The following is a 13,905-nucleotide window of genomic DNA, read 5'->3' as shown; positions in this document are numbered from 1 at the left end:
CGATTTCAAAGATCATACGGCACGGAATTTTGAGCATTAGCAGGCTCATCTATGGTTAGCGTTAAACGACTTGAGAGGGAGTGATTCCAAAGTTCACTGAAATCCTGTAGAAAATAGGATTCTGCTTCAATAGATGACTCTGACTTGTCAACCGCCTGTGACTCATGGAAATGAATGCGCGGCAGCACAATCGGTCTACCGGGTTCTAAAAGATTAGCGCGATAGCGCCCAGCTTCATCGATGTCTGAAAAACAGTAAAGCTGATAATAGTTATTACTTAATAGCTCGCGGTACTGAATCAGAACATAAACATCGGTTGGGCGAAGCTGTACCTGGAAGGGTAAAGCAATCTGTTTTTGAGCCGGTAGCAAAGAAAGCCGTAGGCTAGTGCGGATGCCATAGTAACCTACTTTATCGGCCTGTAGCGGATATTTACGATGGCGCGGTTGGATGCAGGTGCGCATGAAAGTCGGAATATCCAAGGTTTCCTCGTTGTAAGCCGCGATCGCGCTGATTAGAACATCGTAGGTTGGGACATTACCCATATTAAAGAGGTCTATAACCAGCGACTGCGGCTCCGTTTGAGAACGTAAATCGGCATACAGATAGGGCAGCGTTGTGAGCTGAAGCTGCTGGGTTAGGGCTGTGCGATCTTGAGCCTGTTCCTGCTGGATCTGCTGCAGCAAGCGCATGACAAACCAGGCATAAAATCCGGTCAGACCAACCAGAATGAGGTTACTTAAAAGCACTAGGCTGGTCATGAATTTAATCAGAAAGACCAATAATGGAGCGATAGCGCGGCTCTAGCTGGGTCGTAGCGGCAGCCAAGCTGCGCCGCCCCCACTGCCCCTGAGCCAGTAGCTGTTGACGAAGCTGGGCTACATCCGTTGTCACTATCTGCCCCGCAGCCACTAGCCGCCGACCGCCCACCCAAGCGCTGTCAACGGCATTGACCGGACGGCCCATAACCAACAACCCAATCGGATCGGTGGGCGGCAGCAGCGCCAGGCTGGTGAGATCGTAAAGCACAAGATCAGCTAGCTGACCGACCGCTAGTTTGCCAAGCTGATCTGCCTGATTGACAGCTCTAGCGCCCCCCTGAGTTGCCATCGCGATCGCCTGAGCCGGACTAATCCAGCGGTGATAATCCGGTTCGGTAGTGTTATGCAGCAGCGTCCCTACCTTGATCGCCTCTAAAATATCCTGACTGTCATTGCTCGCAGTGCCATCGCAGCCAAAGGTAACATTGATGCCAGCCTGCAGATATTGCAAAATCGGGGCAATGCCGCTGCCTAACCGCAGATTGCTCAAGGGGTTATGAACCACGCTGGCTCCGGTTGCCGCCAAGATAGGAATATCGGCGGCCTCTAGCCAGATGCAGTGGGCTAAGGAAGTCCTCGGCCCCAAAAAACCAAGCTGGCTGAGATGTTCAACGGCGCTGCAGCCATATTTTTCCTGAGCCAGCATTTTCTGAGCTTTGGTTTCTAGCAGGTGGGTATGGCGGCACAGACCATAGCGATCGCTCAGTTCTAGGCAGCCCTGAAATAGCTCATCTGTGCAGAGCTGAATCCCCGTTGGCCCCACCATGAGATTAATCCCGGCTTCAGGGCGGTGAAACCGCTTAATAGCTGTTTCCAACCAGGCCAGGACTTCGGCGGCGCTTTGGCGTCCCGGATGAGGAGGCTGATTTTCAGCGCCGCTGGGTAAACCTGCGTCTTCGGCCAAATCTTGAATGAGGGGAGCGATAAAAGCCCGGATGCCCACTTCCTGATAGCCCCGAACGGCTGCCGCAACTGAGTCTAGTTCCTGCCCCGGCTCCAGGACTAGGTGGTCGATGACGCTCGTACCACCAGACAGCAGCGTTTCCACGGCGGTGCCGATGGCGCTGAGGTAAATTTTTTCTGGGGTGAGGGGGGGAGACTGATACAGCTCTGAAAGCCACAGCTCTAAAGGTAATGGTGCGATCGCCCCTCGCTGCCACATCTCTGAGGAGTGAGTATGGGCGTTAAAGAAGCCTGGCAGCAGCAGTTTGTCTGTCGCGTCAACCGTTTCTCCCTCAGGCTTTAAAGTCTCGGCGATCGCAGTAATTTTGCCATTAGCCACCTGAATATCACAGGTGCGATAGCTATCTGCGGTGGGAACTAGGGCGTTTTGAATCGTGAAGTTCACAGGAATCGAGTAGGGCTAGGTGGCTAAGGACTTCAATCTCATTCTCCTGTGGGATGGAACAGGATATCTAACTCAAGCAGAATTAAAGGGCGCTATCAAAGCAGTTTGCCAAAAGGGCTGTTATCCTTTCATGAATTCTTCCTCACCTCAGCCAGCTATTCCCCCTGAATCAGGCGTACCACCAGAAGTGAAGCAAGCTGTCGATACGCTGCGCCTAACTGGCTGGTCAAGCTTTTGGCTGCAGTTGGCGATCGCGGTTATTTCCCTTACCATTCTGCTGCTAGCGCTGTTCGGGCGCAACATCAACGAAGAAAGTAACAGCGCTTTTTTGGGGGTTGGTATCTTTTTCGCAGGCTGTAGCATTGTCGCTCTGGCTTTTAGCATTTTCCTGGCTTTGCGGCAGGTACGTTACGGACGACGGCTACGGCGACCCGAAGCAGACCTGCATCCTAGCAAGTCTGAGACGGTGAAACTAACTGAAGTCTTCCTGATAGCCAATTTAGTTGGCCTCAGCTTAGCCACGATTGGTTCAGAAGTGAGTACGGGTGTGCTGCTAGCCAAGGCCATTTCTCAGCCTCAAGGAGCAGCTATTTACACGCCAGACAAAGTCATTCGCGTGCTGGATATTTTAGTCGTCATTGCCAATACCAATTTGGTCGTCGCTCATACCGTGGGGGTAGGCGCTGCTATCTGGCTAGTTCGCCGGATTCGCTAGAGCGGATGGGGGCAGCTCTAGCGGCCTCTCAGGGGCTGCAGCGTCGCAGCTGTGAAGTTTTGACAATAGAAAAATCTCGCGGCAAAACTGAGGCGTTAGTCTAGACTCTGGGACTAAGGTCACTAGGGCCGCCGCCCATCTGCCAGAGCGTAGCCTGATGTACCTTTTCCAAGGGGCCGATACGCTACGCTAGCGCCATGTGACCTGCTTACGAAATCAACTGCAAAGGACTTACGGAGCGATCCTAATGATGACTGAGCGCCCTACTCGTCCTGAAAGCTGCGTTTTGCCAGTCTTCAAGTCACCGCGCGACTATCAGGCTTATCGCATCAGCCCCGCAGATACAAATCGCTTAGCTATCATATTTGACCCGGCGATCGCCAACATGTCTCTGACCTGCTGCGTGGAAATTTTTGATATTGGCGGTAAAACGCCCCCCAATCGGCACCAGTTTGCGGTCGAGATGTTTTTTGTACTGAAGGGAGAAGGGCAAGCTTACTGCGACGGCAAGTCGATTCCGATTCAAACCGGCGACAGCATCCTAGTGCCGCCTAACGGCATCCACATCATTGAAAATACCGGCTCTACCCGGCTCTATGCCCTGTGCATTATGGTGCCAAACGAAGATTTTGCCGAGCTGATTCGCAGCGGTACGCCTGTAGAACTAGACGCCGAAGACTTAGCAGTCTTGCAGCGATCGGATGCGTTGATCGCGTGTTCATAGAGGCTGCCCTGAGGATTCCCCCCATCCCTAGGCAATGGGGAAGCAGACCGTAAACCGACTGCCTTCACCCAGCTTAGAGTAGACTTTGACCTGACCGCCCATCCCTTCTGCCAGCCTTTTGACAATGGAAAGCCCTAGCCCCGTCCCGCCTGTGGCCCGCGATCGATCTTCGTCAACTCGGTAGAAAGGCTCAAAAATGGCGGTCTGATCGCAGAGGGGAATACCGCGGCCGCGATCAATTACCTGAATTTGCGCCTGTTTATCGCTTCTAATCAGCTTTACCACCACGATTTCACCAGGGCTGGAATACTTGACCGCATTGTCTATAAGGTTGATCAAGATCTGCTTGAGCCGACTGCGATCAACGCGGGCCAGTAAAGAGAGGGTTTCAGCTTTGACTTGCACCTGCTGATTGCCATAGTCGGCCATTTCAACCACTTCCCTCACCACCTCTTGCAGATCCAACACCTCCAGGGCGAAGCGGAGACTACCGCTCTCGGTGCGGGCCAAATCTAGCAGATCTTGCAGCAGGCGGATGGTACGCTCAGTCTCGGCAGTGGCAATTTCTAGCCCTTCTCTTTGCGGTTCGGTTAGGGTCTGGCAGCGGCGCAGCGTACTCTGCAAATAGCCGTTAATTAGCGTCAGGGGCGTGCGCAGCTCATGGGAAACATCGCTAACAAAGCGGCGCTGCTGCATCCAGGCATCTGACAGGCGAGACAGCATCATATTGCAGGTTTGAGCGAGCTGCTGCACTTCCGTGGGCGCTTGGTCTAGCTGGAGCTGGGTATCGTTCAAGTTGCTGATAGACACGTTGGCCGCGAGCTGATTGAGCTGCCGAATTGGGCGCAGCGATCGCCGTACTGCAAGGGCAATTACCAGGGCGATTGCCAGCAATACGCCGCTGCCCGCTATACTCAAGCTGCGAACGACAGTCAAAAAGCTGCGCTGCGCCTGAGTAATGTCATTGGCTACATAGAGGATACCGACGGGGTTATCGGCAATTTCTAGCGGGCCAGCACAGATAACCCAGTAGTGATTTTCAATGGCATAGACATCGATAAAATTGCTCCTTTCTAGGGCTAAAAGCTGCTCGGTGACCCCTGCAGCCTGCCAGGAAGGCAGGGCTAGGGTTTGCGATCGCGCTAACACCTGATTATCAGCAGACTTAAGCCAAATCGCCAAATCTCCCGTTGTCCGATAGTCAATGACCTGCTGTATAGCGGCCTCTAGCGGCATCATTTCCTGATACAGCGCAACATCTTCGCCAAATCGCTCAGCGATTTCAATTGCCGATTGCTTCTGACCCTCCAGCAAAATCTGCTGCATACGCCAGGTCGTCCAGGCTGTGATACTGCCGATTCCCAATGCCGAAGCCAGCAGAATCCCAGCCGTTAGGCGAAACTGAATTGAATTGCAATCAATCCTGCTTATGGCTCGGTGAAGCGGCTTTAGCAGCCGATAAAAGAAGGTCATGGGCGAAAAGCCAACAACAGATGAGGCGGAACTGACAAAATCTGCTGTAAGGTTCCTGAGCCTTACTCAAAACCCTATCAGCTAAAACTGAGAGCAACCTGATTTTTTTACCCCAAACAGCTTAGAAAAGTTCCTAAGCTGGCTAGTAGTCTGACTAATCAAATCACCAGTCGTTTCTCAGGGAAATTTCAGTCGCAGCGCTTTTAATAAAGCGTGACGTTGACTAGAAACATTACCCAAACACCCTAAACCATCTCTTGCACGAATCTATCTATCAACATGGTTAAAGCACATTCATCCTCTGCGTCAGCAAGTCGGCTCACCCCTTTTAGCCAGAAGCTAGCCGCTCCTTTGACGAAGCAGCCCATTCGGGTTTTGCAAATCAATTTAGGGCGTCGCTGTAATCTGAGCTGTAGCCACTGCCATGTGGAAGCAGGCCCGCATCGAACAGAGGAACTGTCGCCAGAAGTTTGTGAGCAGCTGATTGAGCTGATTCAACAGTTTCCGCAAATTGAAGCTATCGACTTGACCGGGGGTGCCCCCGAAATGAACTATGGCTTTCGGCCCCTGGTAGAAGCTGCTGGCGCAGCGGGCAAAACGGTGATTGTGCGCTCTAACCTGACTATCTTCTTGGAGCCAGAGTATACGGATTTGCCTGCCTACTTTGCGCAGCATCGACTCCGGGTTGTGGCCTCGCTGCCCTGCTACCTAGCAGAAAACGTGGATAAGATGCGCGGTCAGGGCGTTTTTGAGGCTTCGATTAAAGCGCTGCAGCAGCTCAATGCCCTGGGCTACGGGCAAGATCCGGCCCTAAGCCTAGATCTGGTCTACAACCCGCCTGTTCCTACTTCAGATGATTTTTCTCTGACGCCCAACCAGCAGAATCTAGAACGAGCCTACAAAAGCTTTCTCCAGGAGAACTTCGGCATTGTCTTCAACCAGCTATTGACCATTACCAATTTACCGATTGGTCGTACCAAGTTTCATCTGCAGCACCGTCAACTGCATCAGCCTTACCTGGAGTTTTTGGAGCAGCACTACAATCCCAGCACGGTTGACTACCTTATGTGCCGCAATGAGCTGTCAATTGACTACCTGGGCAATGTCTACGACTGCGACTTCAACCAGATGGAAGGCTTACCGGCGCGATCGCCTGACGGTCAGCCCATCACGGTCGCTCGGTTACTGGCCGCGAACAGCCTAGATCTGATTGAGCAGGTGCGCACGGCGTCTTATTGCTATGGCTGTACGGCGGGTAGTGGCTCTAGCTGCGGTGGGGCGCTCACCTGAGGTGACCTAAAAGAGATAGATGTCTGTTGTGTGTCCGATTGTGATTCGACCGCCTTGATTTTTACTGTTTCATCAACTTAAACCCATGTACTATCTGACTCGGCCTCGCTCTTTGAAGCTTTTACGCATGACTTTACTGATGACTGCTGCCGCGATCGCCTTTTCAACGGCCCCGGCCCTCGCCCAGGAAGCCGCTAGCGGCTTTGCGCCCCAGGCGCGGCTGGTGGAAGTTTTAGACTGGATTAACAGTCTGGGCATTGTGGCTCCCCTGGTCTTTATCGCTCTCTATATCGTCGTGACCGTTGCCTTTTTGCCCGCCTCGATTATTACGCTAGGCGCTGGCGTCGTCTTTGGCGTTGTCCAGGGATCTATCTACGTGTTCATTGGGGCCATGCTAGGGGCAACCGCCGCCTTTTTAATTGGCCGCTACGTAGCGAGGGGCTGGATTTCTAAAAAAATTGCTAATAGTGAGCGCTTTCAAGCCATCGACGACGCCATTGGCCGCGAAGGCCGCAAAATCATTTTCCTGATTCGCCTTTCCCCCGCCTTCCCGTTCAATCTGCTCAACTATGCCCTAGGACTGACTAAAGTTTCTCTGCCGGACTATGTGCTGGGCACCACAGGCATTATCCCTGGTACCATCATGTACGTCTATCTCGGCTCCCTGGCCGGCAACCTGGCCATGATTGGCACCGGAGAAGCGCCTTCTAACCCCGGCATCATTTGGACAATCCGCATCGTCGGCTTCATTGCCACCGTTGCCGTCACCATCTACGTCACCCGCGTCGCTCGCAAAGCGCTGAAGAACGCAGTGCCGGAGAACAATGAAGAGGTCGTCGTTGAGGGGTAGAAGAGGGGTGAGTGAGAGCAGGAATGAAACGGGCCATTTTCCAAAATAAGCGTTTCTGGCTCCTAGCAGGCTTGGCGGCGATCGCGGCGATTTGCTGCCGGGACGGGTTGTCGCTGCTGCTGCATCAGGAGCGTTTAGTTCAGTTTTTGAGCTGCGCCGGGCACTGGCGATCGCTGGCCTTTATCGCCGCCCACGTAATTGCAACGGCGGTGGGCGTACCGGGGACAATTTTGGTGATTGCTGGGGGAGCCGTTTTTGGCTTGTTCTGGGGTACGGTGTGGTCAGTGATTGGGGCAACGCTGGGGGCGATCGCGGCTTTTGGCCTAGCCCGGTATCTGCTGCAGGACTGGTTTAAGCAACGCTTTGGGCAGCGGCGGCTTTTGGTAAAGCTAAATGAGATTGTGCGTCAGCGGGCTTTCCGCTGCGTGCTTACCGTCCGCTTCGCGCCGATTTCGCCGTTTAACGTGATCAACTTTCTTTTTGGCCTCACGGCTGTGCCCCTGCAACACTACGCTTTAGGTACGTTTTTAGGCATCATTCCCGGTACGCTAGCCTATACCTGGCTAGGCGTTACGGGCAAACAGGCACTTGACGGTCAGCAACAGGTGCCCTTTATCTTCGCGCTCAGCTTGTTGGTGCTGCTATCGCTGCTGCCAGCTCTAGTCAGATGGAAAACTGGCTGCAAGCCTGGAACTTAGATCTCCTTCTGGCCTCAGATATCTAGAGTTGAGTTAGATTAACCTCAGACTTTAGGCAAGTGATGGCGCATGGGGTATGACTGCATGAAGAGAAGTCGCCGAAAACAGGCTGTTAGGCTGCAGATAAGGCATTGGCGACCGTTTGGGCACCAGTTTCGATATCGCCTCGCTGCCCTCTGTTTAGCGATCGCCCTGGCACTGACCCTGGCACTGCCGGGAGCGGCCCAGGAAGAGCCCAATATTGCCACCGTCGTTTTAGATGGCCGCTCGGTGTTTGAAGTGGCGGCCACAGAGCAGTTTTCAGCCCAGGAGCGAGCCAGCCGCATCAGCGAGCAGCTCGCCGCCGCCGCTGAGATGGCCCAGCGGCCCCAACTGCAGCAGCTCTCGCGCAACGGCTTGCCCACCGTTTTGCTCAATGGTGAGCATCTGCTGACTATTACCGATACCGACCGGCAAATTAGCACCTACTCCAGCCCAGAAGCGCAAGCCAAAGGCTGGACTAAACAGATTAGAGCCGCCATTTCTCAGGCTCAGGAAGAACGCAGTCAGGAGTTTTTGCAGCAGGCTGGGCTGTATTCTCTCGGCTTTTTGCTGATGGCGGCGATCGCCCACTGGCTAACGGGCCGACTTTGGCACGGCTACTTCCGCCAATGGCTCCAGAATCTCACCTTTAGCGATCCGGCTGAATCGAGCAGTCACCGGGCACCTTCCGCCTCTAATCTGCTGCTGAATGGCTCCTTATTTCTGGTGCGCCTCTGCATTTGGGGCGGCACGCTGCTCTATGTCACTAATCTATTTCCCTTTACCCGGCAGTGGAGCTATCGCTTCGTCGATGCCCTCACCAATACCTTTACTCTGCGCAGCTTTGTGCTGGGGTCGCGCTCGTTTTCCATTCTTGATCTACTCTTCCTGCTAGGGCTGCTGCTGGGGCTAATCATCATCTCCAGCACAATCACAAATATTCTGCGATCGCGCATCTTGCGCATCACCGGCATTACGCGAGGGGCGCAGGAAGCAGTCGCGATCTTAGCTAAATACACCCTGATCTCAATCGGCACGATTGTGATTCTTCAGGTGTGGGGCTTAGATTTAAGTTCTCTAGCCATTCTGGCTAGCGCTCTGGGTGTGGGGATTGGCTTAGGTCTGCAAAACATCGCTAAGGATTTTGGCAGCGGCCTCGTGCTGGTCTTCGAGCGCCCTATCCAGGTAGGAGACTTTGTTGAGTTTGGCGAGTTTATGGGCACGGTTGAGCGGATTGGCGCTCGCAGCACGGAGATCAAAACCCTCGATCAGATTTCGATTATCGTGCCTAACTCCCGTTTTCTAGAGCAGGAGGTGATCAACTGGAGCCACCGTAATCCCATTTCTCGGATTCGCTTGCCCGTGGGCGTAGCCTATAAGTCTGATCCCAAAACGGTGAAGCAGGTTTTGCTGGAGGCCAGCCGTGAACATGCCAGCGTCTTGTCTACGCCAGTGCCCCAGGTCTTCTTTACCGGCTTTGGCGACAGCGCCTTAGAGTTTGAGCTGCTGGTTTGGATCGCCGAACCCAGTAAACAGCTTTTGATCAAAAGCGATCTTTACTTTGCGATCGAGACGCGGCTGCGCCAGCAGGAGATTGAAATTCCCTTTCCGCAGCGCGATCTGCACCTGCGTACGGGCAATCTGCCAATTGACTTCTCGGCAGAAATGCAGCAGTTTTTAGCCCAGTTCACCCAACGTTCTAAAAATGGTCGTTAAATTAAAGAGGCTGAGTGTTGCCAAGCCCGACAGCAGATATTCTTGAAAAGTGGAATGTCGCTGTATCGTCAGTCCTCTCTGTCTGGCTCTCCCCTAAAGTCATAGTCAATGCTGAATCCCAACCAACTGCTGATTGACGCCTTCGTTGAAAAAATTAGGGCGGGCTATTCTGCCACTTACGGCGGGTTAAACGCCAGCTATGCCGATATTATTGCCTGGGTCGGCAACATGGGTGTGGAAAATATTGCCAATAGCAACGCCCTCTATCACAACCCAGAGCATACGGTTTTAGTCACCTTGGTAGGACAAGAGATTCTGCGGGGCAAGCACATTCGCGAGGGGGGCGTTTCTTGCTCAGACTGGCTGCATTTTCTCATTTCTCTAATCTGCCACGATATTGGCTATGTCAAAGGGGTATGCCGCCAGGATTTTGTCAATAAGCGGATTTACGCCACGGGGAAAGGAGACGAAACGGTTACGCTGCCGCCCGGATCTACAGATGCCAGCCTCACCCCTTATCACGTCGATCGCGGCAAGCTGTTCATTCAAGAGCGCTTCGGCGGCCATCAGCTCATTAGAACAGCCACGATTCAGGCCAATATCGAGCTGACCCGCTTTCCTGTCCCGCTTGACTCTGACCATCAGGACACGGTGGACTATCCGGGCTTAGTCAGGGCAGCGGATTTAATCGGTCAGCTTTCCGATCCGCGCTATCTACAAAAAATTCCGGCCCTGTTCTACGAGTTTGAAGAAACCGGCGTCAACCAGCAGCTCGGCTACAAAACGCCGGAAGATCTGCGGCTTAACTATCCCCGCTTTTACTGGAAGACGGTCTATCCTTACATCATCGACGCGATCGCCTATCTGCAGCTCACCCAGGAAGGCAAGCAGATTTTAGCCAATCTCTATGCCCATGTGTTTGAGGTGGAACATGAAAATCACCGACAGCCGCTCTGACAGCAGCGATCGCCCAGAATACGCAGTTCAGCACACATCGTCTAGGCGAGAGCTCACCTTAAATTGAAATTTTGGGCTTTACTGTACTGGAATGACCGGCCTTCAAATGTAGGCTGGGCCAACAACAGAAAACTCAACAGAAGCCTCATCAATGTTGGGTTTCGCAATGCTCAACGCCCACCTACAAAAGCTCCAAATTTAGCTGTGCTGCGCCAGTACTTTGTCGTAAACTAGCGGTTTCCGGCGCTATTTTGCCAAAAACTGCTCAGCTCGGTTTGCAGCAGCGACCAGTGGGTTTCGGTTTCTAGCTGCTGCAAAATCTCCTGCATCACCGTATTAATGCCTTGCGGCCCCCAGCTACAGCCCTGGGCCAGGTAGCGCTTAGTGGCCTGACCGACCGCGTAAGTGCCGTAGCCCGCAGCCCCAGCCTGGGCCGTCATCGCCCCCGTATAAGCAATGAGGCTAGAAGGACTGTCAAACACGCTAAAAGCTGCCGCCGCGCTTTTGCCCAATCCCAGCAACAGACCGCTGCCAAATTCGCTCAGCAGCAAGGCGCCAGAACTGCGCACAATTGCCCGCCAAAGCCGATTGGCTTCATGACCACTCATAGGCAGATTGTACAGGCGAGCCAGAGAACGAATCATCAGCAAATCAGCCGCCACGCCGCCCAGCAAATCTAGGACGGCGAAAGGGTTGAGAGCTACTGTGAGCGCTTTGTACTGAGCAAAGCGCAGAATAAGCTGGTCGGCAGATTCGGTGTGGAGATCGAGGACGGTCTGAGCTAAAGTTGACTCAATCTGGCGGGCCTGAGCCAGTGCATTGAGGGTCATTAGCGATCGCCCCTGCTGCTGAGCCACCCCCAGCAGCGCTTGTTTCAGCGCCTCGATTTGCGGCGGTGGCGTTTCCCATTCCTGGGTCACGCGGCCATCGGGCCATTCGACTCTCACCTGCAGCGGTGCTGGATCGGCGGCTACGCGCACAATTTCATCCGGCAGCAGTTTTTCCAGGGGTTCGTCTGCCTCGGCCTGCCGCCAAAAAGTCTGGAGGCTGCGGTAGAGCGTATCGCGATCGCAGTCGGGATAGAGATCAATTTTGTTGAACACCAGCAGCAGGGGCTTCTGCAGTTTTCGCAGCTCCACCAGAGCCGTATACTCAGTCTGCGTAATGTCACCCGCTACCACAAACAAGATCAAATCGGCTGATTGGGCAATCGTCTGGGCCATCTCCCCCCGCACCTGACCCTCCACTTCATCAAGTCCGGGGGTGTCAATTAGCTCTAGCTGTAGCGGCAGGCTGCTGTCATGAATATCTTCAATAGCGGGTTTCCAGTAAACAGAGCGCGGCCACTGGGTAACACCGTTAAGCGGCCCCGTCTGCAGAATTTTTTCGCCCAGCAGGGCATTGAGAACCGCTGATTTGCCCCGGCTGACTAAGCCAAATACCGCTACCCGTAGCACCGCCGTCTCTAGCCGGTAGGTGAGGGCCGTGAGCTGATCCACCCCTGTCTTAATTGCGGCCTGACGCTGCAAATCTGCCTGACCGCCCAGGGGTAAATGGAGCTGGGTCTGATAGCGCTCAACCGTGCGGCGCAGGCTGGTGCGAGCCTGCTTGAATAGCTGGGCCGAACGACTGGTGGCGACCACGCTAAGGCGCGAGTCGGCTTTTACAGCTGAGGGCCGGGAAGAGGCGGTACTCAAGAGACCGAAAGCTTAACGGTAGCGGCAAGAGAATCAGTCGAGCTGTCTGTCGTCAGAGAGCCTGAGTTGGGCTGTAGGCGAGCGATCGCCTGCTGCACCAGTCCCCGCAGCACAGCGGGCTGGCCTGTGCGCTGGAAGACAGCCTTGAGGGTATCGCCAATTTTTTCCCAAGCAGGCGTTTCCGTTCCAGGCTGCAGGCTGTGGGCCTCGAAAAATTCAATCAGGCTCAGTCCGGCGAGGCGGGTCAGATAGGCTGCGCTCACCCCCTGCAAGAAACCACCTGCGACATAGGTGACGGTGCTGCTCTTAAGCAAAGCGCTCAGCGCCTGAGTAGACAGCTCTACCAGCCCTAGCTTGACCATCACTCCTGCCAGCGTTCCTGCCGCCGCTTTGCCCTGCTCCAGCGAAAACTTCTGGCCGTAGAGGGCACCTAGATCAACCACAAGCTGAGCGTTGATTGCGCCGGTGGCTAACAGATCTAAGGTGGGCAACGGATTTGCAAAGGCTGCTGCCGCTGCAATCCACTGCATCTGTTCAATCAGAGGCTGAGCGCGATCGCGGCGAATTTGATTGAGCAGCGTTTGCACAGACTGCCGCAGCGCCTGAGCCTGCCGCATAGTCGTTTCTAAAATGAGCTGCCGTCCCTGCTCGGTTAAACAGGCGTCGAGCTGGATGGTCAGAGCTGTGATATCAGGCTCAACTACTTCCCAGCGTTCCTCAGCCCCACCGTCGGCCTGGTGTTGTCGCACCTTGATGGGCTGAGGCCGGGTGGCGATCGCGGCCAGCTGAGCTGCTGGAGCGATCGCCTGCAGCCGCGTTTCCAATCGCTGTCGCACCACAGCCCGCTCCATCGGCGGATACTGATCTTGCTTGTTGAAAATCAGCAGCAGTCGCTGGTTCTGAGCTAGCGGCTGAAGCGTCTTCAATTCTGATTCCGTCAGATCATGGGCGGTGACAAACAGCAGCAGGTCTTGCGCTTGAAGCTGGATTTGGGTTGCCAGCGGCCAGCCTGCTTCAGGCATCAGTCCAGCCACTTCGCTAATCTCAACCGTCTGTGAAGACTGCCACTGGGCTTTTAGAGCGTCGGCGATCGCGGTTTTGCCAGTTCCCTGACTGCCCAGAAGGCCGAGGCGCAGTGTTTGGCGGCTGAGCATTTGGCTGAGAGCCTGATGCTGCGATCGCAGAGAGTTAAGCTGCGCGGCTGCCGTGGCTGAGGCGCTGGCGTCAGGAGCTGTTTCGATCTCGCTGGCGAGGGTATCAATGGCGGTCGCAATCTGGGCGATCGCGGCATTGACTGCCGACTCATCCACCTCAGCCGGGGCTAGGTCTAGCTGTTGAGGTTGCTGCTGCCGCTGCCACCACCACAGCCCCGATCCCAGGGCCATAGCGCTTAGTAGCGTTGTCTGATTAAAGACAGAATGCTGCATCACGTCGAGTATCCAGGCACTGGCTGTCAGCCCTAAGCCACCGACTAAAAGAGGACGTTTAATTTTCATACCTGTTGCCCTATTAAATAACAGCCTGATAGCAGCTCGCGACAGCCTACTCCAGCCCTGTAACTGCTTCTATTCTACAGAGGCGACCGTATGATCCTG

At 54.4% G+C, this 13,905-nt stretch carries 12 protein-coding genes; 7 read left to right on the top strand and 5 right to left on the bottom strand.

Going from position 1 to position 13,905, the window contains the following annotated elements:
* Positions 1 to 5: 5 nt before the first annotated feature.
* Both QJQ48_RS05560 and QJQ48_RS05555 read right to left on the bottom strand, forming a co-directional pair.
* On the bottom strand, positions 6 to 761 hold the full coding sequence (locus QJQ48_RS05560; protein ID WP_346290214.1) for a hypothetical protein: 756 nt from the start codon (positions 759 to 761) through the stop codon (positions 6 to 8).
* 4 nt (positions 762 to 765) lie between these two features.
* Positions 766 to 2,169 carry an amidohydrolase gene (locus QJQ48_RS05555; protein WP_346290213.1) on the bottom strand — a complete coding sequence of 468 codons (1,404 nt, stop codon included), beginning with the start codon at positions 2,167 to 2,169 and terminating at the stop codon, positions 766 to 768.
* Positions 2,170 to 2,299: 130 nt separating this feature from the next.
* On the opposite strand from QJQ48_RS05555, the gene QJQ48_RS05550 reads away from it, so the two are divergent.
* Positions 2,300 to 2,884: a DUF3611 family protein gene (locus QJQ48_RS05550; RefSeq protein WP_346290212.1), complete on the top strand. Its 585-nt coding sequence runs from the start codon at positions 2,300 to 2,302 to the stop codon at positions 2,882 to 2,884.
* Positions 2,885 to 3,131: 247 nt separating this feature from the next.
* On the top strand, positions 3,132 to 3,608 hold the full coding sequence (locus tag QJQ48_RS05545; RefSeq protein WP_346290211.1) for a cupin domain-containing protein: 477 nt from the start codon (positions 3,132 to 3,134) through the stop codon (positions 3,606 to 3,608).
* A 27-nt stretch (positions 3,609 to 3,635) separates the two neighbouring features.
* Here the strand turns inward: QJQ48_RS05545 and QJQ48_RS05540 are convergent, their stop codons facing one another.
* A complete protein-coding gene (locus QJQ48_RS05540; protein WP_346290210.1) occupies positions 3,636 to 5,081 on the bottom strand; it encodes a sensor histidine kinase in 1,446 nt (481 codons plus the stop codon).
* A 279-nt stretch (positions 5,082 to 5,360) separates the two neighbouring features.
* Between QJQ48_RS05540 and arsS the strand changes: the two genes are divergently transcribed.
* The 5 genes from arsS (at position 5,361) to QJQ48_RS05515 (ending at position 10,613) form a co-directional block, all read left to right on the top strand.
* On the top strand, positions 5,361 to 6,371 hold the full coding sequence (gene arsS / locus QJQ48_RS05535; protein WP_346290209.1) for an arsenosugar biosynthesis radical SAM (seleno)protein ArsS: 1,011 nt from the start codon (positions 5,361 to 5,363) through the stop codon (positions 6,369 to 6,371).
* Between the two features lie 85 nt (positions 6,372 to 6,456).
* Complete coding sequence (locus QJQ48_RS05530; RefSeq protein ID WP_428843027.1) at positions 6,457 to 7,221, top strand: TVP38/TMEM64 family protein; 765 nt, start codon at positions 6,457 to 6,459, stop codon at positions 7,219 to 7,221.
* A 23-nt stretch (positions 7,222 to 7,244) separates the two neighbouring features.
* Positions 7,245 to 7,919, top strand: coding sequence for a TVP38/TMEM64 family protein (locus QJQ48_RS05525; RefSeq protein ID WP_346290208.1), 675 nt, complete (start codon positions 7,245 to 7,247; stop codon positions 7,917 to 7,919).
* A gap of 84 nt (positions 7,920 to 8,003) precedes the next feature.
* Positions 8,004 to 9,656 (top strand): mechanosensitive ion channel family protein, encoded by a 1,653-nt coding sequence (locus QJQ48_RS05520; RefSeq protein WP_346290207.1) that lies wholly within the window; start codon positions 8,004 to 8,006, stop codon positions 9,654 to 9,656.
* Positions 9,657 to 9,764: 108 nt separating this feature from the next.
* Positions 9,765 to 10,613, top strand: coding sequence for an Npun_R2479 family HD domain-containing metalloprotein (locus tag QJQ48_RS05515; protein ID WP_346290206.1), 849 nt, complete (start codon positions 9,765 to 9,767; stop codon positions 10,611 to 10,613).
* Between the two features lie 230 nt (positions 10,614 to 10,843).
* Here the strand turns inward: QJQ48_RS05515 and QJQ48_RS05510 are convergent, their stop codons facing one another.
* On the bottom strand, positions 10,844 to 12,310 hold the full coding sequence (locus QJQ48_RS05510) for a DUF697 domain-containing protein (RefSeq protein ID WP_346290205.1): 1,467 nt from the start codon (positions 12,308 to 12,310) through the stop codon (positions 10,844 to 10,846).
* Positions 12,307 to 13,806 (bottom strand): slr1306 family protein, encoded by a 1,500-nt coding sequence (locus QJQ48_RS05505; RefSeq protein ID WP_346290204.1) that lies wholly within the window; start codon positions 13,804 to 13,806, stop codon positions 12,307 to 12,309. The genes QJQ48_RS05510 and QJQ48_RS05505 overlap by 4 nt, the downstream gene beginning before the upstream one ends.
* Between the last annotated feature and the right edge of the window lie 99 nt (positions 13,807 to 13,905).

Origin of the sequence: Sphaerothrix gracilis Ecp01 (genome assembly GCF_030405905.1) — a bacterium.
In the GTDB taxonomy this organism is placed as follows: domain Bacteria; phylum Cyanobacteriota; class Cyanobacteriia; order Phormidesmidales; family Phormidesmidaceae; genus Sphaerothrix; species Sphaerothrix gracilis.
Note: the sequence above shows the minus strand (reverse complement) of the source record. Positions and strands in the feature narration are given on the sequence as shown.